Consider the following 25,125-nt stretch of genomic DNA (forward strand, 5'->3'; position numbering starts at 1 on the left):
TTATTCACTCCGCCTTCAACACCGAAGTATCCGTCTGCGGCTGCGCGGCGGCGGTGTCGGCTTGGGCTTTTTCGGCGGCTTCGGCCTCGGCGGCGAGGCGTTTTTTCTCGGTGAGGTATTGGCCGATTTGGTGTACCAGGTTTTGCGTGCCTTGGTGGGTTAAGGCGCTGATTTTGAAGAGGCGCGGGGTGGTCATGTCGAAGCCGAAGCGGTCGTCGGGTTCGGGATAGTCCCAGCCGATGGCCTCGAGAAAGGCGGCGGCGCGTTCTTGGGCTTCTTCTTCGCTCAGCATATCGAGTTTGTTGAGCACCAGCCAGCGCGGTTTGTCGAACAGTTCTTCGTCGTATTTTTTCAGCTCGTGAACGATGGCGAGGGCTTCGGCGGCGGGGTCGGTTGCTTCGTCAAAGGGGGCGAGGTCGACCACGTGCAGCAAAAGGCCGGTGCGCGAGAGGTGTTTGAGGAAGCGGTGTCCCAAGCCTGCGCCTTCAGCCGCGCCTTCAATCAGGCCGGGGATGTCGGCCATCACGAAGCTGTGGTTTTCGTCGATGCGCACCACGCCGAGGTTGGGGTGCAGCGTGGTAAAGGGGTAGTCGGCGATTTTGGGGCGGGCGGCGGAAACGGCGGTAATCAGGGTGGATTTGCCGGCGTTGGGCATACCGAGCAGGCCGACATCGGCCAAGACTTTGAGTTCGAGCATCAGCGAGCGGGCTTCGCCTTCTTCGCCGGGGGTGGATTGTTTGGGGGCGCGGTTGACGGAGGATTTGAAGTGGATGTTGCCGAGGCCGCCTTTGCCGCCACGCGCGAGGCAGACGCGCTGACCGTGGTGGGTGAGGTCGGCGACGATTTCGTCGGTATCGAGGTCGCGGATAAGGGTGCCGACGGGCATTTTGAGCACGATGTCGTCTGCGCCTGCGCCGTAGCGGTCGGAGCCGTGGCCTTTTTCACCGTTTTTGGCCTGGTAGCGTTTGACGAAGCGGTATTCGACGAGGGTATTGGTGTTTTCGTCGGCTTCGGCGTACACGCTGCCGCCGCGTCCGCCGTCGCCGCCGTCTGGGCCGCCGCGCGGTACGAATTTTTCGCGGCGGAAACTGGTTGCGCCGTTGCCGCCGCGTCCTGCGGCCACTTCGATTTTGGCTTCGTCGATGAATTTCATGTGTCGGATTCCTATGGTTTTCAGACGGCCTTTATGAAGATGGGAGGCCGTCTGAAAAGCGTATGCAAACGGGCGGCATTATAAGGGATAGGCCGTCTGAAAGCCGAAACTTTTTCAGACGGCCGACTCCCTGCTCTGCCCGCTTTATTTGGCGCACATGATTTGCAGGGTGTCGGTGCTGCCCGATTCGCGCATTTTGGTGCCGCTGGTGATGATGTAGCGCTCGCCGCTTTTGAGGATGCCGAGTTTGACGAGTTCGGCTTCGACCTGTTCGAGCGCGGTGTCGCGGTGGAGGCTGGTTTGCAGATGCAGGGGGCGCACGCCGCGGTACATGGCCATGCGGCGCTGGGCGGCGGGGTGGGGCGTGAGGGCGTAGATGGGGATTTGGATGCCGTAGCGGCTGATTTGGAAGGCGGTTGTGCCGCTTTCGGTAAGGGCGACGATGGCTTTGGCATCCACTTCGCGGGCAACGTGCACCGCGCCGCCCGCTATGGCATGGTCGGTGCGGCGGCTGTCGTCGAAATCGTCTACCGTGCCGATGAGGGAGTCCTGCTCTTTTTCGGCGGCGGCGCAGATGGCGGCCATTTGGCGCACGGTTTCAAAGGGATAGGCGCCGGTGGCGGTTTCGGCGGAACACATCACCGCGTCCGTGCCGTCGAGCACGGCGTTGGCCACGTCGCTGACTTCGGCGCGGGTGGGCACGGGGTTGGTAATCATCGATTCCATCATCTGCGTGGCGGTGATGCTGAAACGGCGCAGCTCGCGGGCGCGGCGGATCATGCGTTTTTGCAGGGCGGGCACGGCGGCGTTGCCCACTTCCACGGCCAAATCGCCGCGCGCCACCATGATGCCGTCTGAAGCTTCGATGATGCTGTCGAGGTTGCGCACGGCTTCGATGCGCTCGATTTTGGCAACCAGCCCCGGGGGCAGGCCGCCCTTCCCGCCTGCGGTGGCAAGGTCGCGGGCGATTTTCATGTCTTCGGCGTTTTTGACGAAGCTGACGGCCAGATAGTCGCAGCCGATGTCGAGGGCGGTGTTGAGGTCGCGGAAGTCTTTTTCGGTGAACGAACCGGCGCTGAGGCCGCCGCCGCGTTTGTTGATGCCTTTGCCGCTTTTGAGGAAACGGGCGTTTTCGGCGACGGCGCGGATTTCGCTGCCGGACACGGAATCCACGGTCAGCGCGAGCAGGCCGTCGTCGAGCAGGAGGACGTCGCCCGGCTGCACGTCGTCGGGCAGTTCGCGGTAGTCGAGGCCGATGCGTTCGCGGCCGCCTTCGCCTTCGTAGGCGGCGTCGAACACCAGCATATCGCCCGTGCGCACGTCGAGGCCGCCGCCCGCGATTTTGCCGATGCGGATTTTCGGCCCCTGCAAATCGGCCATCAGGGCGACTTCCTGTCCGGCCTGCCGCGCGGCTTCGCGCACGGTTTCGGCGGCAGCGCGGTGGCTTTCGGGCGTGCCGTGGCTGAAATTGAGGCGGACGACGTTCAGGCCGCCTGCGGTAATCATGTCGCGCAGCAGCTCGACGCTGCTGCTGGCGGGGCCGAGGGTGGCGATGATTTTGGTGTTGTGGCGGATGCGGGAGAGATCGCGGATGTGCATGGTGTTCCTTGCGGGGAAAACGGCGCCGCACGGCTTTCAGACGGCCTGCGGCGCGGAAAATAGGGGAAGGAGGCCGTCTGAAAAAACGGCGCGGAGGTTCGGGGCGGGTTTCAGACGGCCTTTTGATACGGCGGCGTTTATGCGGCCGAACCGCGTTTGACGGCCTTATCGGCAATGTCTTTGCGGTACTGCATGCCCTCGAAGCGGATTTTTTCTACGGCGCGGTAGGCGGTTTGCTGCGCTTCTTCCACGCTGTCACCGAGGCCGACGACGCAGAGGACGCGGCCGCCGTTGGTGGCCGTGCGCCCGCCTTCGGCAAAGGCCGTGCCCGCGTGGAAGACTTTGCCGGTTTCGTTCGCTTCGTCTATACCCTCGATGATGTCGCGTTTGCGCGGATTGTCGGGATAGCCCGCAGCGGCAAGGACGACGCCGACGGCGGTTTGCGGCTTCCATTCGGCCGACACTTCGTTCAGACGGCCTTCAATGCCCGCCTGCACGAGAGCGGCAAAGTCACTGTCGAGGCGGCTCATCACCGGCTGGGTTTCGGGGTCGCCGAAGCGGCAGTTGAATTCGATAGTGTACGGCGCACCGGTTTCGTCGATCATCAGCCCTGCGTATAGAAAACCGGTAAACGGAATGCCGTCTTCCTTCATGCCGCGCACGGCGGGCAGAATGATTTCGTCCATCACGCGGCGGTGCACTTCGTCCGTGACCACGGGCGCGGGGCTGTACGCGCCCATGCCGCCGGTGTTCGGACCCATGTCGCCGTCGAGCAGGCGTTTGTGGTCTTGGCTGGTGGCCATCGGCAGCACATTGTCGCCGTCGGCCATCACGATAAAGCTGGCTTCTTCGCCGTGCAAAAAGTCTTCAATCACGACACGTGCACCCGCGTCGCCCATTTTGTTGTCCAGCAGCATATCGTCCACGGCGGCGTGCGCTTCGTCTTCGTTCATGGCGACAATCACGCCCTTGCCCGCCGCCAAACCGTCGGCCTTAATCACGATGGGCGCGCCTTTTTCGCGGATATAGGCGTGCGCCGCTTCGGCGTCGGCAAAGGTTTGGTACTGCGCGGTGGGAATGCCGTGGCGCTGCATAAAGGCTTTGGCGAAGTCTTTCGAGCTTTCGAGCTGCGCGGCGGCGCGGGTGGGGCCGAACACGGGCAGGCCGGCGGCGCGGAAATCGTCGACTATGCCCGCAGCCAGCGGTGCTTCCGGCCCGACAACAGTGAAGGCGATTTTTTCGGCGCGGCAAAAGGCGATCAGGCCGGCATGGGCGGTGAGCGGCAGGTTGCGCAGCTTGGGTTCGACGGCCGTACCCGCGTTGCCGGGAGCGACGAAAACGGTTTCTACATCGGGCGACTGCGCCAGCTTCCACGCCAGCGCGTGTTCGCGGCCGCCGCCGCCGATAACGAGCAGTTTCATGACGGAATATCCTTGGAAAACGGGGAAAAACCGAGATTATAGACCAATCCGCAGAGGCCGTCTGAAAAGCCGCCGCAGGTTTTCAGACGGCCTGAAAACACAGTACAATAAAGAAACATCATAAAAAACACCCGTCAATATATGTCAGCAGAAAACAGCCGCCTGGTTGCCCGCAACCTGCAAAAAACCTTCAAAAAACGCCAAGTCGTCAAAGATTTCTCGCTCGACATCGAAAGTGGCGAAGTCGTCGGCCTGCTCGGCCCCAACGGCGCGGGCAAAACCACCAGTTTCTACATGATCGTCGGCCTGATTGCCGCCGACGCGGGCAGCATCACGCTCGACGGGCGCGAGCTGCGCCATCTGCCGATACACGAGCGCGCGCGCATGGGCGTGGGCTATCTGCCGCAGGAAGCGTCGATTTTCCGCAAAATGACCGTGGAACAAAACATCCGCGCCATCCTCGAAATCAGCCTCAAAGACAAAAACCGCATCGACGCCGAACTGGAACGCCTCCTGTCCGACCTCAACATCGAACGCCTGCGCCACAGCCCCGCCCCCGCCCTCTCCGGCGGCGAGCGGCGGCGCGTCGAAATCGCCCGCGTGCTGGCCATGCAGCCGCGCTTCATCCTGCTGGACGAACCCTTTGCCGGCGTCGACCCGATTGCTGTAATCGACATTCAGAAAATCATCGAATTTCTCAAACAGCGCGGCATCGGCGTGCTGATTACCGACCACAACGTGCGCGAAACCCTGCGTATCTGCGACCGGGCCTTCATCATCAGCGATGGCACAGTGCTGGCCACCGGCCGGCCGGAAGAGTTGGTGGAAAACGAACAGGTGCGCGCCGTCTACCTCGGCGAAAACTTCCATTACTAAAACAACGAAAACAAAACATTATGGGCGGACAATCCTTCCATCTCAAACTCAAACAGACGCAGCAGCTCAACCAGGGGCTGCAACAGTCGCTGCGCGTTTTGCAGATGTCCGGACTCGAACTCGAACGCGAAGTGGACGACTGGCTGCAAGACAATCCCCTCTTGGAGCGGCGCGACCCGTCCGACGACGGCCGCCTCGAACCGCCGCACCTCTCCGCCGCCGTCTCCTCCCGCAACCAAATCGGCGGCGACGAAGCCGAAGACGTGTGGGCGACCATCGCCGAAGAAGAAGACTTCAACCACTACCTGCACGGCCAAGTCTGCGAACACCCGCTCACCGACGAAGAAGCCGCCCGCGTCCACATCGTTATCGACTTTCTCGACGACCAGGGCTACCTCACCGACACGCCCGAAGAAATCGTCGAACACACCCCCCTCGAATGGATGCTCGACGAAGACGACATCCAAACCGCCATCGACCACCTGCAAAACTTCGATCCCCCCGGCGTCGGCGCCGCCGATTTGCGCGAATCCCTCATGCTCCAACTGCAACGCCTGCCCGCCAGCCCCTCGCGCCAGTGCGCCGGACAAATCGTCAGCCGCTTTCTCGACGAACTCAACCGCAGCAGCCGCCGCAACGTCGAAAAATTCAAAAAAGCCCTGCCCGACTACACAAGCGACATCATCGAATCCGCCCTCGACCTCATCGGCAGCCTCAACCCCTATCCCGCCTACGGCTTCGCCGCCGCCGAACCCACCGCCTTCATCCAGCCCGACGTCTTCGTGCGCGAAGGCGAAAACGGCTGGGAAGTGGTCGGCAACGAAGCCGCCTGGCCGCGCCTCGCCCTCAACACCGAACTGGCCGACGCCCTCAAAGACGAAGGCATAGACGAAGTGTGGCGCGAAAAAATCCAGGAAGCGCGGCAGAAAATCGACAGCCTCGAATTGCGCAAAAGCACCGTCGTGCGCCTGGCCGAATACATCGTCGCACGGCAGGAAGACTTCTTCGTCTTCGGCGAAATCGGCCTCACCCCCATGCTGCTCAAAGACGCCGCCGCCGACTTGGGCGTGGCCGAAAGCACCGTCTCCCGCGCTGCCGGCAACAAATATCTCGCTTGCCCGCGCGGCCTGTTTGCGTTACGCTACTTTTTCACACAGGCGGTCAACGCCGAAGACGGACAGGAAGGCACCAGCCAGAGCGCGGTCAAAGCCGTGCTGGCGCAACTGATAGAAAAAGAAGACAAAACCCATCCCCACTCCGACGAAGCCCTGTCCAAACTGCTCAAACTGCAAGGCATAGACATCGCCCGCCGCACCGTCGCCAAATACCGCGAAAACCTGGGCATCGCACCGGCACACCAGCGCAAGATATAGTTTTTCCGTGCCGCCTGAACTTTTCAGACGGCCTCAACCCCACCGAAGGAGTAGAACTATGAACTTGAAAATCACCGGTTTGAATTTCGATGTAACGGAAGCCGTCAAACAACACGTCGCGCTCAAACTCGACCGCATCGCCCGCCACGCCGGCAACCTGATTTCCGTCGCCGTCACCCTTTCCGTGGACAAACTCGACAACAAAGCCGAAGCCGACGCCCACCTGTCGGGCAAAACCCTGCACGTCGAAACCGCCGGACAGGAAAACATGTATGCCGCCATCGACTCGATGATGGACAAACTCGACAGAGCCCTCATCAAACACAAAGAGAAAAGCCAAAACGTGCGCGGCGCACCCAAGCCCGCAGCCGAAACCGAAGCGGGCAACGACGACGAAGCCGACAGCGCGGCACAAGCCTGAGCCGCAGCATAAAGAAGGCCGTCTGAACACAGTTTCAGACGGCCTTTTGCCTGCCCGCCACCCTATCCTTTTGCAAACCGGTAAAGCTGCCGACGGATTCGGATAACGGAACAATTCAAAGCAAAAGGCCGTCTGAATGCGGCAGTTGCGGTAGGGTGTACCACCCGCAGGCGACGCACGCGTTTAGGGGATTGCGGAAAACGTGCGGACAGACAGAAGCCGTCTGAATCGTTGAGGCCGTCTGAAACGTTGAGGCCGTCTGAAACGTTGAGGCCGTCTGAAACGTTGAGGCTGTCTGAAACGTTGAGGCTGTCTGAAACGTTAAGGCTGTCTGAAACGTTGAGGCTGTCTGAAACGTTGAGGCTGTCTGAAACGTTGAGGCTGTCTGAAACGTTGAGGCTGTCTGAAACGTTGAGGCTGTCTGAAACGTTGAGGCTGTCTGAAACGTTGAGGCTGTCTGAAACGTTGAGGCTGTCTGAAACGTTGAGGCTGTCTGAAACGTTGAGGCTGTCTGAAACGTTGAGGCTGTCTGAAACGTTGAGGCTGTCTGAAAAACCTGCTTCGCAGGTTTTTCAGACAGCCTCTTTGGTTTTGTGCTCTGCGGGCAGGCTTATTCGGCCAGCAGGTCTTCGGCTTTCACTTTGTCGCCGTAGACGGGTTTGAGGGTTTTTTCGTAGGCGGCTTTGAGGCGGCCGTCTTTTTTCATGGCGACGATTTCGGCGTTCACCCAGTCGAGCAGGGCTTTGTCGCCTTTTTTCACGGCGGGGGCGATGACTTCGGCCGGGCCGATGTTGCCGATGGCCACTTCATAACCCGGGTTTTCTTTCGCCCATGCCCACAAAAGCGCGTTGTCGTGCGCGAGGGCGACGCCGCGTCCGTCTTTGAGTGCGTCGAAGGTTTCGGTGTTCTGGTCGAATTTGAGCAGTTTCACTTCGGGGTGGTTTTTGCTGAAAAACGCGTCAGCGGTGGTGCCTTTGTTGACCAGCAGGGTTTGGTCTTTGAGCTGGGCGATGTCGGTAACCGGTTTTTTGTCGGGGGAAACGACGCCGAGGGCGACTTTCATGTAGGGGGCGGCGAAATCGACGGCTTCGGCGCGTTCGGGGGTTTGGGTGAAGTTGGCCAGAACGAGGTCGACTTTGCCGGAGCGGGCGTATTCGACGCGGTTGGCCGCTTCGGTGAGGACGAATTCCACTTTGTCGGGGCTGCCGAGCAGGTCTTTGGCCATTTCTTTGGCGATTTCGACGTCGAAGCCCTGGTTTTTGCCCTGGCTGTCCACGTAGCCGAAGGGGGGTTTGTCGCCGAACACGCCGATGCGGATGACGCCTTTTTCTTTGATGGCGGCCACGGTGTCGGCGGCGGGGGCGGCATTCGCGCCGCCTGCGCTTTGGGCGGTGTCGCCGCTGCCGCCGCAGGCGGCCAGGCCGAGGGCGAGGGTTGCGCCTGCGAGCAGGGCTTTGAATTTGCTGTTGAGCTGCATGTGTTTTCCTTTCGGTTGCGGGTGGTTGAGGGGACGGTTTGAGGCCGTCTGAAAAACGGTATGGCGGCAACTGTGTTTGAGGCCGTCTGAAAGCGCGGTTCCAACAAAGTCAGACGGTTTTCCGTCTTTTCAGACGGCCTCTGCCGCAGCGGGCGCGGTCAGTAGTCCATGCCGGCAAGGAACTGTTTGGCGCGTTCGCTTTTGGGGGCGGCGAAGAAGTTTTCGGGGCTGTTTTCTTCGACGATGGTGCCTTTGTCCATGAAGACGATGCGGTCGGCGACTTTGCGGGCGAAGCCCATTTCGTGGGTGACGATGAGCATGCTCATGCCTTCGCGGGCGAGTTCGAGCACGACTTCGAGCACTTCGCGCACCATTTCGGGGTCGAGGGCGGCGGTGATTTCGTCGAGCAGGATGACTTCGGGGTTGAGGCAGAGGGCGCGGACGATGGCGATGCGCTGTTTCTGCCCGCCGGAGAGTTCGCGCGGGTAGGCGTTTTTGCGGTCGAGCAGGCCGACGCGCTCGAGGAGTTTGTCGGCCTGCGCTTCGGCTTCGGCGCGGCTGCGTTTTTGCACTTGCAGGGGGCCGAGCAGGATGTTGTCGATGACGGTCATGTGGGCGAAGAGTTCGTAGCTTTGGAAGACCATGCCGACTTTCTGCCGCGCGGTTTGCCAGGAGACGTCTTTGCCGAATGTGCCGACGCCGTCCATGACGATGTCGCCGCCCTGGTGTTCTTCGAGGCCGTTGATGCAGCGCAGGAGGGTGGATTTGCCGCAGCCCGAGGGGCCGAGCAGGACGATGACTTCGCCTTTTTGCAGGTCGAGATCCAGCGAGTGCAGGGCGGTGACGCTGCCGTATTCTTTGTGCAGCTTGCGCACGCTCAGTAGTGCCATTTCAGTGTTCCCATTGGTTTTCCAGACGCGCGGCCAGCAGCGACAGCGGCCAGCAGCAGAGGAAATACAGTATAAAAATCAGTCCGTACACCCAAAACGAGGCGTTGGGTGCGGTGAGCAGCGAGTTTTCGATAATCTGCTGGCCGACTTTCACCACTTCGATGACGCCGATCAGGGCGGCCAGCGAGCTGGTTTTCACCATGCGGGTGAAGAGGTTGATGGCGCCAGGCAGGACGCGGCGGATGCTTTGCGGCAGCTCGATGTAACGGAAGACCTGCCAGCGGTTCAGGCCGAGGGCAAGGGCGGATTCGACTTGGTGTTTTTCGATGGAGCCGAGCGCGCCGCGCACGAGGTCGCCCATTTCTGCCACACCCCACAGGGTGAATACCCATACGCAGACCCACAGGCCGTCGATGTGGATGCCCGTCCAGGTGGGGAGGCCGAAATAGAAGCCGAACAGCCACACGAGTATCGGCACGATGCGGACAGTTTCCAGATAAAAGCGGCTGAAAAAGCGGATGGCGCGGTTGTCGGCGCGCAAAAGCAGGCCGAACAGGGTGCCGAACACGCAGGAGAAGGCGACGGAAAGCAGCGAGATTTGCGCCGTCAGCAGCAGTCCCTTGCCGAGGCGAGCGAGGTTTTGTCCTTCAAAAAGCCAGTCAAACGCCATATTTCGCACTCCGCACGCGGTTTTCCGCCCAACGCGCCAGCAGCGACACCGGCAGCAGGATAATCAGGTAGCTGGCAAACAGCAGGAACAGGGCTTCGTTGGTTTTGTAGTCCATGCCGATGATGTCTTTGGTCACAAACAGCAGCTCGGCAATGCCCACCGCGCTGATTACCGAGGTTTCCTTGATTAAAAACAAAATGTTTGCACCAACGGCGGGCACGGCCACCGCCCACGCCTGCGGCAGCTCGACGTAGCGGAAAATCTGCCGACGGCTCAGGCCGATGGCTTTGCCCGCTTCGATTTGTCCGGCGGGAACGGCGAGTATGCCCGCGCGTATCGCTTCGGCCATATAGCTTGCGCCGAGAAAAGTGAGGGCAATAACGCCGCAGGTGAAGCCGTCCCATTTGATGCCGACTTTGGGCAGGCCGTAATAAAGGAAGAAAAGCTGGATCAGCAGGGGCGTGTTGCGCGACAGCTCGATATAGGCGCGGGCGGGCGCGGCAAACGGTTTGATTTTGTAGGCCGTTACCACCGCCACCGCCAGCCCGAACAGCAGCGACAGGGCGATGCCCCAAGCCGACAGCGCCAGCGTGAGCTTGGCGGCTTCGGCGAATTTCGGTACGGCGTTTATCAGGTAAGACCAGTTCATGGCGCGGCAGACGGGAAAAAGGCAGCATTGTATCGCCCGTCCCGCCCCTTGCCAAATAGCGGCACGGAATAAGGCAGACGGGAAAAAACATATGGAAAGGCCGTCTGAAAACCCTGTTACGGGTTTTCAGACGGCCTCTTTACGCGGCGCGCTTATTGTTTCTTACCGGCTATGCCGATGTCGCCATTGCGGAAACTCGCTTTGCCTACGATTTCGGCGGCTTTCGGGCTGTAAAGGCTGAGCGAGTAACTGCCGTCGCCGAAATCTTTTGATTTGGCATTGCCGTCAAAGCCACTGGTGTTGTCGGGGCGAGCGCGCAACTGCGCCTGTTTAAGCGTGATGTCCTGTTTGCCCGGCAGGCCGGTGATGCTGCCCTGCCCTGTTTTGCTGGCAAAATCGACGGTGTAATCGAGTTTGCCGTAGTCTTTCTTGCAGTAGCCCGCTTCGGCAAACGCGCTGCCTTTATAGTTGGCCGTGCCGGTTGTCGGGATGTCGAAAAACGTTACCCTGATCGTCACGATATTTGCCCTGAACGCTGGCAATCTCCAATTTATTGACCACGTCGGGGCGGTCTGTTCCGGCGGCATCTTTCGCGTGAGCCGGAACCAGTCCGACAATGGCGGAATAATCTTGTTTGTAGAGCAGAAGTTTGCCGCCGTCGGTGCTGCCGTCGCCCGTTTTGCGCTCGTAAGTCAGCTCGGTAATCAAGTCCTGTTTTTTGAAACCGATATCGAATTTGTCGCCCGCACGGTAGGTTTTTGTGCAGTCGGCACCTTGTTTTTCATCATCGGTAATCGTAATGGAGGATTGGCTGTCCGGCAGCAGTTTGTTCGACTGCGACGACTCGATAGTCAGCTCCTTATAATTGCCGTTTGCCTTCGGTTTGAGCGGATCGGTCAGGCTATCGCCCAAAGCTTCCCCCGCGCTGCTGCAACCGGCCAATGCCGCAGAGACGGCAAGAATGCCGAGAATATGGCGCTGTTTGTGTTGTTCCATGGCATTATCGTTATCATACACCGTTAAAAACAGCTATATTATAACACCGATAACAATAAAATATTGACAGCGGCTATCCGCCAAATCAACTTAAACAATAACAGGCTGATAACACATTAAAATTATCCGATATGAACCATAGAGCCTATTACCCGCCAGCCTGACTGTGCTGCCCCAAGAGGCCGTCTGAAACCGCCGCGCCGCCTTTCAGACGGCCTGAGTTTTGTTTACAATGCCCGCCAAACATTTACACCAACCCCATCCCTTCATGACATCGAAACACCAAAACGAGCGCAGCGACTGGCGCGCCCAGGAAATGCTGCTGCTGCAACAGGTTATGCGCAACCTGGGAAAAGACGACGGCGCACACGACACCGCCCTGCACATCATGCTGCAACTGATGAGCGAATTGTTCGGCCTCAACCAGGGACGCATCGTCCTGCAACACCTTAACGACGAAAACGCCTCCATACGCTACGCCTACGGCATGTCGCCCGAACAAACCGCGCGCGGCGTTTACGCGCCCGGAGAAGGCATTACCGGAACGGTTTTAAAACACGCCCACATGATTGTTGCCGACAACGTGCGCAGCGATCCGCTGTTTCTCGGCCGCACCGTCCTGCATGACGACATCCCCGCCGAGCAAACCATGTTCATCGCCCTGCCGGTTACCGCACACAACCGCACCTTCGGCGTCCTCGCCTGCCTGCGCGCCCGCTACAGCCCGCGCCCGCTGCACGACGACATTTCCCTGCTCAACATTCTCGCCACCCTCGTCGGCCAGCTGCTCTATATCCACGAACACAGCGAAGCACGGCGGCAGCTGCTGAAAACACAAAACCAAAAACTGCGGCAAACTCTGCAATCGCACAGCCGCCGCTACGGCATCGTCGGCTCGTCCGCCCCGCTGCTCAACGCCGTCAGCGAACTCGAACGCGTCGCCCACAGCAACGCCAACGTCCTGCTTCTGGGCGAAAACGGCACCGGCAAAGAAATGTTCGCCCGCACCCTGCACACCGCCAGCCGCCGCGTCGGCCAACCTTTTATCAAAGTACACTGCACAAACACAGAACAGGAAGAACTCGGCCAGGAAATCTTCGGCGAAGGCGAAACCCCGGGGCTGATCGAACAGGCCGACGGCGGCACCCTCTTCCTCGACGAAATCGCCGCCCTCTCATCCGACCAGCAAATCCGCCTGCTGCACGTTTTGCAGGAAAACGCCGTGCGGCGCATCAACGGCGGCAAAGCACGCAACATCAACGTGCGCATCATCACCGCCACCGAACACGATTTGGCCGCGGAAGTGGAAAAAGGCCGCTTCGACGCCGACCTTTACTACCGTCTCTACGTCGTCCCCATCCGTCTGCCCGCCCTGCGCGAACGTCCCGGCGACATTCCCGAACTCACCGCCTACTTCATGCACCGCATCAACCGCGATACGGGAAAAAACGTCAACCTCACAGCCGAAGCGGTCGAACAGCTGCAGCATTATTCCTGGCCGGGCAACGTATACGAACTCGAACGCTTTCTTACCGAGCTGGTAAAAGCAAACGAAGGCAACGTGGCAGACGAACATCAGGTTTGGCAGCTCTTAAACCGGCTGTCGGCCAGACCTGCCCACAATCCTGCCCCCAAACCCGCTGCCAAAGCCAAAACAGCCGGTTTCGCCATTCAGGGCAACCAGGCGCGCCCATATCTGCAAGCCGACTCCCATTCGCCGGAAAAAATCGAGCAAACGCTGGCCTACTGCCGCGGCAACAAAACACAAGCCGCGCAAATGCTGGGTTTGTCTACCCGCCAGCTTTACTACCGGCTGGAAAAACTGAAACAAGAACGGGAAAAGAAGAAGGCCGTCTGAAAAAAAACGGCGGACGGTCTGCACGCAACCCGATACGGAAAACATACGCAGACATCCGCCGGACTTTTTGACACAACCAACCAGCAACGGTTGGATACATAAAAGAGAAAAGTACGAAATCCCGCAAAATACAGAAACAAAAAACAGCCGCTTGAAACGGCTGTTTTTTAATTTTTTGGTCGGAGTGAAAGGATTCGAACCTTCGACCCCTTGCACCCCATGCAAGTGCGCTACCAGACTGCGCCACACTCCGACTTGGAAAGCTGCGCATTATATAGAGCTTAACCGTTTCCGGCAAGCGCTTTTTCGATTTTATCCGACAAAGCAGTCAAGCCCGTTTTGATTTCCTCCGCCGTAGCGGCAGGCCGACCGTCCGCATCCAACCCGTTATGGTTGAACACGTCGACAAACGGCGCGAAAGTGTCCCGCAGCTTTCTGGCTTTCACCACATCCGCACGGGTATAGTGATCCGCACCGTAGCCCACCACAATGCCGTGTTCCTGCTGCCATTGTGCGAACTGCTTCGGACTGATCTGTGCCAGCTCGCACAATTCGGTCAAACTGAAATAGCGTTTCGCCGGAATCGGGGGCAAATCAACGTTGGCGCTGCTTGTCATAATAATGCTCCACCATGCCTTTCAATTTTTGGCTGGCATGAAAAGTCACAACGCGGCGGGCGCTGATGGGTACTTCCTCGCCGGTTTTCGGATTGCGGCCGGGACGCTGGGGTTTGTCGCGCAGCTGGAAGTTGCCAAAACCCGAAATCTTGATTTCCTCGCCGCGTTCCAAAGTGCTGCGGATCTCTTCAAAAAAAAGTTCGACGATTTCTTTTGCGTCGTTTTTGCTTACGTTGCTTACTTTATCGACCAAAATATCGGCCAATTCGGCTTTAGTCAGTGTCATTTGCTTACCTTTTTATTGTAACGGACGCGGATTTTACCAATTTCCGCTCAGATTTCAAAACATATTCAATAGATTAAGCACGCAATTGTGCCCCCACAGCCGCCGCCGCATCCACCAGCTTGGCCATCACGGGTTCGACGGCTTCGTCGGTGAGCGTGTTTTCCATATCCTGCAGTAGCACTTTTACCGCCATGCTTTTGCTGCCTTCGGGCAGGCCGGCGCCGCGGTAGAGGTCGAACAGGGCGATTTCTTTGACCAGCGGACTGGAAACGGTTTTCAGGCTACTTTCGAGTTCGGTGTAGGACACGTTTTCCGGCAGCACAAAGGCCAAATCGCGGCGCACGGCTTGGAATTTGGATACCGGCTGATAACGGGTTTTGTCGCGCTGCAAGACCGCGTCCATATCGATTTCAAACACCAGCGGCGCTTGCGGCAGGTCGTATTTTTGCAGCCATTTGGGGTGCAGTTCGCCGACAAAACCAATCACGCGGCCGTCTGAAACGATTTCGGCGGCGCGGCCGGGGTGCAGCGCGGGATGGGCGGTTTTGGCAAACTCGATTTTGCTGTTTTTCAACAGGTTTTCGACATCGGCTTTGATGTCGTAAAAATCGGCGTTGCGCGTTTTTTCGCCCCATTGCTCGGGCATGGCGGCGCCGTACCACAGGCCGCCGATGCGTTCGTTTTGCGCGAAACTGCCGTCGGCGTTTTTGGCAAACACGCGGGCGATTTCAAACACACGCACGCGGTTTTGCTTGCGGTTTAAGTTGTTTTGCAGGATTTCGACCAGGCCGCCCACCAGCGTCGAGCGCATCACGGCGTATTGCGCCGCCAGCGGGTTTTGCAGGCGGATTGGGTTGGCGTTGGCGGCAAAATCGGTTTCCCACGCTTCATCGACAAAGGCGTAGCTGACCACTTCGCGGTAGCCGCGTGCGGCCATTTCGTTGTACACGGCAAAGCGCGGGCGGCGGGTTTCGGGCAGCGGCAGCATTTTCAGACGACCCTGTGTGTAGTCGTCGGGGATGTTTTCGTAGCCGTACACGCGGCCGATTTCTTCGATTAAATCGGCTTCGATTTCGATGTCGAAGCGGAAGCTCGGAGAGGCCGTCTGAAAGCCGTCAGCGGTTTTTTCAGGCTGCAATCCGAGCGTACGCAAGATGGTTTCGACCTGCTCGGCGGCGATGTCCACGCCCAATACTTTGGCCACGCGGCTCAAGCGCACGGATACGCGTTTTTCAGACGGCAATTCGCCCAGCGCTTCGACCATTTCGCCTGCCCGACCGCCGCAGATTTGCAATACCAATTCGGTGGCGCGCTCGATGGCATCGGCCTGCAAACGGTAGTCCACGCCGCGCTCGAAGCGGAACGAAGAATCCGAACCAAAGCCGTATTGGCGCGATTTGCCCGCAATCACAGCGGGCGCAAACCACGCCGCTTCCAGCACGATATTGCGCGTGCCGTCTGAAACCGCGCTGGCTGCGCCGCCCATCATGCCCGCGATGCTCAACGCGCCTTTTTCATCGGCAATCACCAGCGTGTTGTCGGCCAGCGTTACGGTTTTTTCGTTCAAACATGCCAACACTTCGCCATTTTCGGCGCGGCGCACGATGATGCTGCCTGAAATTTTGTCGGCATCAAACACGTGCATCGGCTGGCCGATTTCCAGCATCACATAGTTGCCGATGTCCACCAGCGCCGAAATGCTGCGGATGCCGCTGCGCTCGAGCCGCTGGCGCATCCACGCGGGCGTGGCGGCCTGCGCGTTGACATTTTCAATCACACGGCTGATAAAGCGGCCGCAGTCGGCCGGTGCATCAATGCGCACGGGCTGGGTTTTGCCGCTGCTGACAGAGGCCGTCTGAATCACAGTCGGCGCAAATTCACAGCCGGTAAGCGCCGCCACTTCGCGGGCGATGCCCTTGATGCTTAAGCAATCAGCGCGGTTGGGCGTGATTTTCAGCGTAAACAGCGTGTCGTCCAAATCCAGATAATCACGGATGTTTGCACCGACGGGCGCATCATCGGGCAAAATATGCAGGCCGTCCACGCCGTCATCGGGAAAACCCAACTCTTTGGCAGAACACAACATTCCGTTCGATTCCACCCCGCGCATCTTCGTCGGCTTGATTTTGAAATTGCCCGGCAACACCGCACCCGGCAGCGAACAGGGCACCTTAATGCCCGGCCGCACATTCGGCGCACCGCAGACAATCTGAATCAGCTCGCCCGTACCCGCATCGACTTGGGTTACGTTCAAACGGTCGGCATCCGGATGTTTTTCAACGGATTTCACTTCCGCCACCACCACACCGCCAAACGCAGGCGCGGCAGCTTCGCTTTCTTCCACTTCCAGACCGGACATGGTCAGCAAATGCGAAAGCTCATCGGCAGCAAGATTGGGATTGGCTTGGGTTTTCAGCCAGGAGTAGGATAATTGCATGGTTTTACTCTTTCGGATTTAAAATTTGATGGTTGTCCTGTTTTGGATATTTTCTTCTTCAAGCAATGCTGCCAAATCGTTATAGAGACCTGACAAAGGTCTCAGAAAATCTGTACCGTTGATATTCTTTGGCATTTCATGATTCTGCCGCTGATAAAATTCTCTGACTTCTTCATAAGTACTTATTTCTGCTTCCTGCTGATCTCGGGAAATCGGAACATCCGGCAGATACATAGCCAAAAATCCGACCCTTTGAAAATTGCGGATTTTTGCCTTGCTGGTAAATTCTCTGTAATCAGTAAAGAAACCGACACCGAGAATATCTGTCGTATAGCCGGATGCAAGCAGTCTCTCCCGCGCATAGTTCGACTTTACCGACAACCACAAATTGTTGGGCAGACACATCAGGACAAAATCTCCGTAAGACTGGATTTCCTGATTACTGGTTTTGAAAAAACGGCTGCCGTCAATCAAATCTGCCAATGCCCTTTCCAATAAGGTTTCAGAAATTGTACCCAGATTGGAAACGCCGCTTTGAGATTCGGAATCCGTCTGAGTTCTTGTCCAAGCCAGTCGGTTTAATGCGTCAATTTTGGTTTTAAAGCGGATAAAGTTTTCTGCACCAACATCTTCTTCCATTAGAAGAGCTACTGTTTTCAGCAGAATATCCGCATTCAAATGGACGTGTTTCAGCACCGCACCAAAAGCAGGAAATCGGTTTGCAAACATCCAAGCCAATTTTTGATGGGGATTCTTTCTGTAGTCTGCAGGAGCAGTGCCAACAGATTTTCTCAGCCTCCTTTGTACTTCGGGGGATAATGCGTTGTATAAACCTTCTGCCCTTTCTTTGAAATCATCCCAATCCAGAGACATCAATCTTCCGTGATTTGGCAATCCGGTATAAAGCAACGCATAAAGCGGACGGTAAAAACCTTCGGTTTCTTCCAAATCATCCCATTCACATTCGGCTTCAGGCTGCAATACGATATTTTCTATGCATTTCATTAAGAGACCCAATTTCAAAAATTACTTGGCAAAATCTCGGGTAAAAAATAAAATGTGCGCAATTTGGTACATTTTTACACCCTGATATGAAGCAGATACACATCAAACTGGACGACACCCTTCACAACAAATTGGTTGCACACTGCAAATCAAACCAGCTCAATATCCAAGAATTCATCGAATTCCAACTGTATTCCAGCTTTAGGAACACGAAGCCGGTACAAAACCCGCCATTTCGTTTTATCGACCTGTTTGCGGGCATCGGCGGCATCAGGCTGCCGTTTGAAGAAGCAGGCGGACAATGCGTATTCAGCTCGGAAATCGACAAATTCGCCAAAACCACCTATCACGCGTTCTACGGCGACGTTCCACACGGCGACATCACCCAAATCACGCCGTCTGAAATCCCTGATTTCGACCTACTGCTGGCAGGTTTCCCCTGCCAGCCGTTCAGTCAGGCAGGGCTGAAAAAAGGTTTTACCGACACACGCGGGACAATGTTCTTCCATATCGAGGAGATCATCCGCCAAAAACGTCCGAAAGCCTTTCTTTTGGAAAACGTAAAGGGATTAAAAGGGCATGACAAGGGGCGGACTTTCAAAACTATTTACGATTCCCTAAGCGCTCTCGGCTACACCGTCAGTGCCAAAGTGATGGCTGCAAAGGACTTCAACCTGCCGCAAAACCGCGAACGCATCTATATCGTCGGATTCCTGTCCGAACAGGATGCAGAACAGTTCAAATTTCCCGAGCCGATACCCAAAACCGTCAGCGTGGGGGACATTTTGGAAAAAAACCCAGACCCCAAATACACTATTTCAGACAAACTCTGGCAGGGACACCTGCGGCGGAAGGCCGAACATCGGCAAAAAGGAAACGGTTTCGGGTATGGTTTGTTTAATGCCCAATCTGACTATACCAACACCATTTCCGCACGCTACTACAAAGACGGATCGGAAATCCTGATCGAACAGAAAAATGCCAACCCCCGCAAACTTACCCCGCTGGAAGCCGCACGGTTGCAGGGATTCCCTGATGAAATAGTAGAAAAAGCCAGAAAGCGCGGTGTGTCGGACGTTCAGCTTTACAAACAGTTCGGCAATTCAGTCGCAGTAAACGTCATCCGCAGTATTGCCCAAAACATCATTCCCCTGCTTTAAACACTGCTTTGCCGAAATGCAGCCTGAAATTTTTCGGGCGGGTATTTCGGCATTTTTCACAACATCTCCTCCCCAAAACCGAAACACCGTCCAACCCTCTTCTTTCAGACGGCCTGTTACTTCGGCATCGCGCCGTATGTTGCGTTCGATTTTTTCAAGCCAAAATTCCCGGTTGCTCTTGATGTCGTTTTTGCGCTTTTCCCAGTCTTTGCCATGCCAAAACTCTCCATCCACAAATACGGCGACTTTGTATTTTTTAAAACTGAAATCCGGCTTGCCGAAAACGGTTTTGCTGTTTTTCCGGTAACGAAGCCCGAGTTTCCACATGGCCTTAGCCAGCAGAAGCTCGGGTTTCGTGCCCTTGCTTTTGTTGGCCTGCATACATTTTCGGCGTTGTTCGGCGGTCAGTCTGTCCATCAGAATAGGTCGTCTGAAACGTTTGCTCAAAACCTGTGTGAATTCAGGACGTAATGCGTCGCGAATTTGGGAGCCGGCGTCTCTATCGAATCGCTCTTGCACTTGAACAGGCAGCCTGAAAAGTTTTCAGACGGCCTTTTCAGGATTGGTCAGCTCGGAACAGCATGCATTCCGAATTGAAAAAGAGCCGGCAGGGAATGGTTTTCAGGCTGCCTGAAATTCAAGAAAACTGCTTCAAAAACGCCAAATCATTATCAAAAAACAGGCGCAAGTCGTTTACGCCGTAGCGCAGCATTGCGAAGCGGTCGAGGCCGATACCGAAGGCGAAGCCGGTGTATTTTTCAGGGTCGATATTGACGTTTTTCAATACGTTGGGATGCACCATGCCGCAACCGCCGACTTCCAGCCATTTGCCGTTTTCGCCCATGATGTCGATTTCGGCGGAGGGTTCGGTGAAGGGGAAGAACGAGGGGCGAAAGCGCACCTGCAAATCATCGCGCTCGAAAAAGCGGCGGATAAAGTCGGTGAACACGGCTTTAAGATCGGCAAAGGTTACGCCCTCTTCCACCCACAGGCCTTCGGCTTGGTGAAACATCGGCGAATGGGTGGCATCGCTGTCCACGCGGTACACGCGGCCGGGGGCGATGATGCGGATGGGCGGCTCTTTTTTGTCGAGCATGTAGCGGATTTGGATGGGCGAGGTGTGGGTGCGCAAAACGTCGCCGTTTTCGACATAAAAAGTGTCCTGCATGGCGCGGGCGGGGTGGTCTTGCGGGATGTTGAGCGCTTGGAAGTTGTGGAAATCATCTTCGATTTCGGGGCCGTCGGCAACGTCAAAACCAAGGCCGTGGAAGAGTTCGACCACGCGTTGCAGGGTCAGGGTAACGGGATGCAGGCCGCCTTGCTCTTGGCTGCGGCCGGGCAGGGTGATGTCGAGTGCTTCGGCGGCGAGGCGCTGTTGCAGCTTGGCTTCGTTCAGCGCGTCGCGTTTGGCGTTGTAGGCCGTCTGAAAGCGGTTTTTGCATTCGTTGATGTGCGCACCGACGGTTTTGCGCTCTTCGGGCGACATTTGGCCGAGCTGTTTGAGCAGGGCGTTGAGTTCGCCGGTTTTGCCGAGGTATTGGGCTTTGACAAGTTCAAGCGTCTGCTGGTCGGCAGCCGCTTCGATGGCGGCGATGCCTTCAGCAACGATACGGTTTACATTTTCCATAATTGTTTGCCTGTGTTTTGACGACCGCCCCACTGGAATCAACAAAGGCCGTCTGAATATTCAGACGGCCTTATCATTCGCTGCGGCCGCTCCGCTAGATATCGAAATGAGCCCTATTTTAGCTCAAACCGACATTTTTTGCACAATAAAAATCAGATGTTTCAGAAAAGAATCAAATACATAAACAAAAAAAGGAAACCGAAGTTTCCTTTTTTTGTTTTATATGATTAAAAGCAAATTAGGCAGCCAAAGCGGCTTTCGCTTTTTCTACCAGCTGGGCAAAGGCAGCTTTGTCAAATACGGCCAAATCGGCCAATACTTTGCGGTCGATTTCAATGGCGGCGCGTTTGAGGCCGTTCATGAATTTGCTGTAAGACAAACCGCTTTCACGCGCACCGGCGTTGATACGGACGATCCACAATTGGCGGAATTGACGTTTGCGCTGACGGCGGTCGCGGTAGGCATATTGGCCTGCTTTCATGACTGCCTGTTTGGCAATGCGGTAGACGTTTTTACGACGGCCGCGATAGCCTTTGGCCAATGCTAATACTTTTTTATGACGGGCACGTGCGGTTACACCGCGTTTTACGCGTGGCATAGTTCAAACTCCTTTAAGCGTAGGGCAACATTTTGGCAACAGAAGCCAAATCGCGGTCGTTTACCATAGAGGTGCCGCGCAGCTGGCGTTTGTTTTTGGTGGTTTTTTTGGTCAGGATATGGCGTTTGAACGCATGAGCGCGTTTTACGCCGCCGTTACCCAGTACTTTAAAGCGTTTTTTCGCGCTGGACTTGGTTTTCATTTTAGGCATGGGAAAACTCCATTCGTTTTTAGATAAGGCATAAGGGGGTTTGAATCTCTTTTCAAACGCTTGACACCCGAATGCCACGGTTTTTGCCGCTGAAAATCAAACTTGCCTTGCGCGGCGGACAAGGCAAGCGGCGGATTATAGTTTTATTTTTTCTTGGGCGCAATCATCATAACCATTTGGCGGCCTTCCATTTTCGGGAAGGATTCGATTTGCGCCACTTCGGCCAATTCTTCTTTCACGCGCTCCAAAAGCTGCGCGCCAAGCTGTTGGTGCGCCATTTCGCGTCCACGGAAACGCAGGGTTACTTTCACCTTGTCGCCGTCGGCCAAAAAGCGGTTGATATTGCGCATTTTGATTTGGTAATCGCCCTCATCCGTACCCGGACGGAATTTGATTTCCTTAATCTGCACCTGTTTTTGGTTTTTCTTGGCTTCGTCGCGTTTTTTGGCCTGCTGGTATTTGTACTTGCCAAAATCCATAAGCTTGCACACAGGCGGCTTGGCAGTCGGGGAAATCTCCACCAAATCGACATCCTGCTCTTCGGCCATAGCCAAAGCCTCACGGACGGACACAACACCAAGCTGCTCGCCTGTACCACTGATCAATCGCACTTCTTTGGCGGTAATTTCGCCGTTGATTCGTGCTTCGCGTTCTTGAGCGATGGTAATACTCCTTTTAATAATTGATAATTTACTGAATCTCAGTCATTTCCGCTTTCAAGCGGGAGATAAAGTCGTCAAGATTCAAGGAACCCAAATCTTCTGCCTTACGGCGCACGGCCACTTGGCTGTTTTCCTTTTCTTTATCGCCAACCACAATCTGATACGGGAAGCGGTATTGGCTGTTGTCGCGGATTTTGTAGCCGATTTTTTCGTTACGCAAATCCAATTCGACACGGAAACCCTCGGCGCGCAGTTTTTCAACCACTTCGCGGCAGTAATCCGCCTGGTTTTCCGTAATATTCATCACAACCATCTGCACCGGAGCCAGCCACAGCGGAAAAGAGCCGGCATGGTTTTCAATCAGAATGCCAATGAAACGCTCCAGCGAACCTAAAATCGCCCGGTGCAGCATCACCGGACGGGCACGGTCGTTGTTTTCGGTTACATACTCGGCATTCAAACGCTCGGGCAATACAAAATCAAGCTGCAACGTACCGCACTGCCAAGAGCGGCCGATGGCGTCTTTAACATGGTACTCGATTTTCGGACCGTAAAACGCACCTTCTCCCAGCAATTCTTCCCATTCCACACCACAGGCGGTCAGCGCATCGCGCAAGCCCTGCTCGGCCTTATCCCAAATTTCATCGGAACCGGCGCGCTGCTCGGGACGCAGAGAGAGTTTTACGGCCACATCGTTAAAGCCGAACTGGCGGTAAATCCGCACCAAAAGCTCGTTAAAACGGCGGGCTTCATCAACAATCTGCTCTTCAGTACAGAAAATATGTGCATCATCCTGTACAAATCCGCGTACACGCATCAGACCGTGCAAAGCACCGGAAGGCTCGTTGCGGTGGCACGAACCGAACTCGGCCAAACGCATCGGCAGGTCGCGATAGGAGCGCAGGCTGTTGTTGAAAATCTGAACATGACCCGGGCAGTTCATCGGCTTGACCGCATATTCGCGTTTTTCCGACTGGGTAACAAACATATTGTCTTTGTAGTTTTCCCAGTGGCCGGATTTTTCCCAGAAGGTTTTATCCATAATCTGCGGCGTTTTGACTTCGCGGTAGCCTGCCGCATCAAGCTCTTTACGCATATGCTGCTCGATGGCCTGCCACAATGCCCAGCCGCGCGGATGCCAAAACACCATGCCCGGGGCTTCGTCTTGCAGATGGAACAAATCGAGCTGTTTGCCCAAGCGGCGGTGGTCGCGTTTTTCCGCCTCTTCGATACGCTGGATGTAGGCTTTTAATTCGTCTTTGCTTGCCCATGCCGTACCGTAAATACGTTGCAGCATCTCGTTGTTGCTATCGCCGCGCCAGTACGCGCCAGCCAGCTTGGTCAGCTTGAAGTTTTTCAGGAAACGGGTATTGGGAACGTGCGGCCCGCGGCACATATCGACGTATTCTTGGTGATGGTACAAACCCATTTCCTGTACATCAGGCATATCGTCAATCAGGCGCAATTTGTAATCTTCGCCGCGCTCCTGGAAGATTTTGACGGTTTCGGCACGCGGGGTCATGATTTTGACCACATCGTAATCCTGATTAATCAACTCTTTCATCCGCGCTTCGATGGCGGCCATATCTTCGGGCGTAAACGGTTTTTCCGTGGCGATGTCGTAATAAAAGCCGTCTTCGATTACCGGCCCGATAACCATTTTGGCATCGGGATAAAGCTGCTTGACGGCGTGTCCGACCAAGTGGGCACAGGAATGGCGGATGATTTCGACGCCTTCTTTGTCTTTGGGCGTAATGATTTGGACGGAAGCGTCTTCATAAATCGGATCAGACGCATCGACCAAGCGGCCGTTTACCTTGCCTGCCACCGTCGCTTTCGCCAGACCCGAGCCGATAGACGCGGCAATCTGTGCCACGGTAACGGGGGCTTCGTACTGGCGGACGGAACCGTCAGGCAGGGTGATATTCAACATCAAAAACTCCGGATTTATTTATAAAAATAACGGCATAAATGCCGTTTGGAAAATTTGGTAGGCACGATTGGACTCGAACCAACGACCCCCACCATGTCAAGGTGGTGCTCTAACCAACTGAGCTACGTGCCTGTATTTAGGAAAGCGCGGATTATATTGCCGCGCCGTGCGTTTGGCAAGCGGGCGGATGTTTTCAGACGGCCTCTTGTCGAGAAACGTCTGTTTTGCGCCGCATTTCTGTTTTCAGACGGCCTCTTTGTTTCCATACAGAGGCCGTCTGAAACCTTTAAGCCGCCTGTTTTCCCCGTTTGCCGAACCAAACGAAACCGGCCGCGCCCAACACCAGCATCGGCAGGCTGAGCCACTGCCCCATCGACAGCCCCAGCGTCAGCAGGCCGAGATAATCGTCGGGCTGGCGGGCGTATTCGGCGATAAAGCGGAACAGGCCGTAGCCTGCGAGAAACAGCATCGCCGTCTGCCCCGTCGGGCGCGGTTTGTTTGAAAACAGCCATACGACAACAAACAGCAGCACGCCTTCCAGCGCAAACTGGTAAAGCTGCGACGGATGGCGCGGCAGCGCACCGTATTGCAGCAGCCACTGCGCCCACTGCGCGTTGCCCGCCGCCAGACGCGCGTCCACGTCGGCCGCCTGCGGAAAACCCATTGCCCAAAAGGCGGCGGGATCGGTAATCCGCCCCCACAGCTCGCCGTTGATGAAATTACCGATGCGTCCCGAAGCCAGGCCGAGCGGCACCAGCGGTGCGATAAAGTCGAGCACCTGCAACCATTTCAAACCGTGCTTGCGGGCGAACAGCCAGCTTGCCGCCACCACGCCGAGAAAGCCGCCGTGAAAAGACATGCCGCCGTTCCACACCTTAATAATGTCGGTCGGGTGCGACAAATAATATTCCGGCTGGTAAAACAGCACGAAACCGAGCCGCCCGCCGAGGATGACGCCGAGCACGCCCCAGGTGAGGAAATCGTCGAGCATTTCATTGGTAAACGGCGTGCCGCCCTTTTTGATGCGGCGGCGGCCGAGCCACATAAAAAGGACAAAGCCGACAATATAGCTGAGCGCGTACCAGCGGATGGCAAGCGGCCCGAGTTGGAGGGCAACGGGATCGAACTGCGGGTGGATAATCATGTAAAGCACCTGAAAAACAAAAGGCGGCATTATACGCAAAACCCGCTTTTCAGACGGCCTTT

General features: G+C 56.4%; 25 protein-coding genes and 2 tRNA genes. 5 read left to right on the forward strand and 22 right to left on the reverse strand.

The genetic code is table 11. The annotated features are described in order from the left end of the window. Positions 1-4 precede the first annotated feature (4 nt). From obgE to purD, 3 genes are all read right to left on the reverse strand, one after another. Entirely contained in the window at positions 5-1,153 is a 1,149-nt protein-coding gene (gene obgE / locus ACG2K1_RS09380) for a GTPase ObgE (protein WP_395428690.1), read from the reverse strand. 144 nt (positions 1,154-1,297) lie between these two features. After that, a complete protein-coding gene (gene pyk, locus ACG2K1_RS09385) occupies positions 1,298-2,752 on the reverse strand; it encodes a pyruvate kinase (protein WP_009426250.1) in 1,455 nt (484 codons plus the stop codon). 137 nt (positions 2,753-2,889) lie between these two features. Then, on the reverse strand, positions 2,890-4,173 hold the full coding sequence (purD, locus tag ACG2K1_RS09390) for a phosphoribosylamine--glycine ligase (RefSeq protein ID WP_395428689.1): 1,284 nt from the start codon (positions 4,171-4,173) through the stop codon (positions 2,890-2,892). Between the two features lie 141 nt (positions 4,174-4,314). Between purD and lptB the strand changes: the two genes are divergently transcribed. The 3 genes from lptB to hpf are packed head-to-tail and all read left to right on the forward strand — an operon-like array spanning position 4,315 to position 6,843. After that, positions 4,315-5,049 (forward strand): LPS export ABC transporter ATP-binding protein, encoded by a 735-nt coding sequence (gene lptB, locus ACG2K1_RS09395; RefSeq protein WP_009426254.1) that lies wholly within the window; start codon positions 4,315-4,317, stop codon positions 5,047-5,049. A 20-nt stretch (positions 5,050-5,069) separates the two neighbouring features. Continuing rightward, on the forward strand, positions 5,070-6,422 hold the full coding sequence (gene rpoN / locus ACG2K1_RS09400) for an RNA polymerase factor sigma-54 (protein ID WP_009426255.1): 1,353 nt from the start codon (positions 5,070-5,072) through the stop codon (positions 6,420-6,422). A 58-nt stretch (positions 6,423-6,480) separates the two neighbouring features. Next, positions 6,481-6,843, forward strand: coding sequence for a ribosome hibernation-promoting factor, HPF/YfiA family (gene hpf / locus ACG2K1_RS09405; protein WP_009426256.1), 363 nt, complete (start codon positions 6,481-6,483; stop codon positions 6,841-6,843). Positions 6,844-7,453: 610 nt separating this feature from the next. Here the strand turns inward: hpf and ACG2K1_RS09410 are convergent. The 6 genes from ACG2K1_RS09410 to ACG2K1_RS09435 all read right to left on the reverse strand — a co-directional run bounded on the left by ACG2K1_RS09410 (position 7,454) and on the right by ACG2K1_RS09435 (position 11,525). After that, positions 7,454-8,320, reverse strand: coding sequence for a cysteine ABC transporter substrate-binding protein (locus tag ACG2K1_RS09410; RefSeq protein ID WP_395428687.1), 867 nt, complete (start codon positions 8,318-8,320; stop codon positions 7,454-7,456). 158 nt (positions 8,321-8,478) lie between these two features. Beyond that, on the reverse strand, positions 8,479-9,210 hold the full coding sequence (locus ACG2K1_RS09415) for an amino acid ABC transporter ATP-binding protein (RefSeq protein WP_395428686.1): 732 nt from the start codon (positions 9,208-9,210) through the stop codon (positions 8,479-8,481). Between the two features lies 1 nt (position 9,211). Then, the gene (locus ACG2K1_RS09420; RefSeq protein ID WP_009424843.1) at positions 9,212-9,880 is read right to left on the reverse strand and encodes an amino acid ABC transporter permease; all 669 of its coding nucleotides are present in this window, start codon (positions 9,878-9,880) and stop codon (positions 9,212-9,214) included. After that, positions 9,870-10,529: an amino acid ABC transporter permease gene (locus ACG2K1_RS09425; RefSeq protein ID WP_009424844.1), complete on the reverse strand. Its 660-nt coding sequence runs from the start codon at positions 10,527-10,529 to the stop codon at positions 9,870-9,872. Before ACG2K1_RS09425 ends, ACG2K1_RS09420 begins: the two co-directional genes overlap by 11 nt. Positions 10,530-10,681: 152 nt before the next feature. Further along, positions 10,682-11,047, reverse strand: a complete 366-nt coding sequence (locus tag ACG2K1_RS09430; RefSeq protein ID WP_009424845.1) for a factor H binding protein domain-containing protein — start codon at positions 11,045-11,047, stop codon at positions 10,682-10,684. Next, positions 10,992-11,525: a hypothetical protein gene (locus ACG2K1_RS09435; RefSeq protein ID WP_395428685.1), complete on the reverse strand. Its 534-nt coding sequence runs from the start codon at positions 11,523-11,525 to the stop codon at positions 10,992-10,994. Before ACG2K1_RS09435 ends, ACG2K1_RS09430 begins: the two co-directional genes overlap by 56 nt. Positions 11,526-11,757: 232 nt before the next feature. Between ACG2K1_RS09435 and ACG2K1_RS09440 the strand changes: the two genes are divergently transcribed. Beyond that, positions 11,758-13,383 (forward strand): sigma 54-interacting transcriptional regulator, encoded by a 1,626-nt coding sequence (locus ACG2K1_RS09440; protein ID WP_395428785.1) that lies wholly within the window; start codon positions 11,758-11,760, stop codon positions 13,381-13,383. Positions 13,384-13,559: 176 nt separating this feature from the next. Here ACG2K1_RS09440 and ACG2K1_RS09445 read toward each other — a convergent pair. The 5 genes from ACG2K1_RS09445 to ACG2K1_RS09465 form a co-directional block, all read right to left on the reverse strand. Beyond that, a tRNA-Pro gene (locus tag ACG2K1_RS09445) sits at positions 13,560-13,636 on the reverse strand. A 28-nt stretch (positions 13,637-13,664) separates the two neighbouring features. After that, a complete protein-coding gene (locus tag ACG2K1_RS09450) occupies positions 13,665-14,000 on the reverse strand; it encodes a hypothetical protein (RefSeq protein ID WP_009427160.1) in 336 nt (111 codons plus the stop codon). Next, positions 13,978-14,286 carry an integration host factor subunit alpha gene (locus ACG2K1_RS09455; protein ID WP_009427159.1) on the reverse strand — a complete coding sequence of 103 codons (309 nt, stop codon included), beginning with the start codon at positions 14,284-14,286 and terminating at the stop codon, positions 13,978-13,980. Before ACG2K1_RS09455 ends, ACG2K1_RS09450 begins: the two co-directional genes overlap by 23 nt. A 73-nt stretch (positions 14,287-14,359) precedes the next feature. Continuing rightward, complete coding sequence (pheT, locus tag ACG2K1_RS09460; RefSeq protein ID WP_395428684.1) at positions 14,360-16,723, reverse strand: phenylalanine--tRNA ligase subunit beta; 2,364 nt, start codon at positions 16,721-16,723, stop codon at positions 14,360-14,362. Between the two features lie 18 nt (positions 16,724-16,741). Next, on the reverse strand, positions 16,742-17,728 hold the full coding sequence (locus ACG2K1_RS09465) for a hypothetical protein (protein ID WP_395428683.1): 987 nt from the start codon (positions 17,726-17,728) through the stop codon (positions 16,742-16,744). Positions 17,729-17,814: 86 nt separating this feature from the next. On the opposite strand from ACG2K1_RS09465, the gene ACG2K1_RS09470 reads away from it, so the two are divergent. Further along, positions 17,815-18,888, forward strand: coding sequence for a DNA cytosine methyltransferase (locus ACG2K1_RS09470; RefSeq protein ID WP_395428682.1), 1,074 nt, complete (start codon positions 17,815-17,817; stop codon positions 18,886-18,888). On the opposite strand, the gene ACG2K1_RS09475 is transcribed toward ACG2K1_RS09470, so the two are convergent. The 8 genes from ACG2K1_RS09475 to lgt form a co-directional block, all read right to left on the reverse strand. Further along, positions 18,832-19,305, reverse strand: a complete 474-nt coding sequence (locus ACG2K1_RS09475; RefSeq protein ID WP_009427155.1) for a very short patch repair endonuclease — start codon at positions 19,303-19,305, stop codon at positions 18,832-18,834. The genes ACG2K1_RS09470 and ACG2K1_RS09475 overlap by 57 nt on opposite strands. A 220-nt stretch (positions 19,306-19,525) precedes the next feature. Beyond that, positions 19,526-20,515 carry a phenylalanine--tRNA ligase subunit alpha gene (gene pheS, locus ACG2K1_RS09480; protein ID WP_395428681.1) on the reverse strand — a complete coding sequence of 330 codons (990 nt, stop codon included), beginning with the start codon at positions 20,513-20,515 and terminating at the stop codon, positions 19,526-19,528. A gap of 238 nt (positions 20,516-20,753) precedes the next feature. Then, positions 20,754-21,113 carry a 50S ribosomal protein L20 gene (rplT, locus tag ACG2K1_RS09485; RefSeq protein ID WP_395428680.1) on the reverse strand — a complete coding sequence of 120 codons (360 nt, stop codon included), beginning with the start codon at positions 21,111-21,113 and terminating at the stop codon, positions 20,754-20,756. A 13-nt stretch (positions 21,114-21,126) separates the two neighbouring features. Next, a complete protein-coding gene (gene rpmI / locus ACG2K1_RS09490; RefSeq protein ID WP_002232040.1) occupies positions 21,127-21,324 on the reverse strand; it encodes a 50S ribosomal protein L35 in 198 nt (65 codons plus the stop codon). A 143-nt stretch (positions 21,325-21,467) separates the two neighbouring features. Further along, positions 21,468-21,992, reverse strand: coding sequence for a translation initiation factor IF-3 (gene infC / locus ACG2K1_RS09495; protein ID WP_083479456.1), 525 nt, complete (start codon positions 21,990-21,992; stop codon positions 21,468-21,470). 22 nt (positions 21,993-22,014) lie between these two features. Beyond that, complete coding sequence (thrS, locus tag ACG2K1_RS09500; protein ID WP_395428679.1) at positions 22,015-23,919, reverse strand: threonine--tRNA ligase; 1,905 nt, start codon at positions 23,917-23,919, stop codon at positions 22,015-22,017. 55 nt (positions 23,920-23,974) lie between these two features. Next, positions 23,975-24,051 (reverse strand) — tRNA-Val (locus tag ACG2K1_RS09505). A 154-nt stretch (positions 24,052-24,205) separates the two neighbouring features. Then, complete coding sequence (gene lgt, locus ACG2K1_RS09510) at positions 24,206-25,063, reverse strand: prolipoprotein diacylglyceryl transferase (RefSeq protein ID WP_036496606.1); 858 nt, start codon at positions 25,061-25,063, stop codon at positions 24,206-24,208. Positions 25,064-25,125 lie beyond the last annotated feature (62 nt).

Origin of the sequence: Neisseria sp. 23W00296 (assembly GCF_044772855.1) — a bacterium.
Lineage (GTDB): Bacteria > Pseudomonadota > Gammaproteobacteria > Burkholderiales > Neisseriaceae > Neisseria.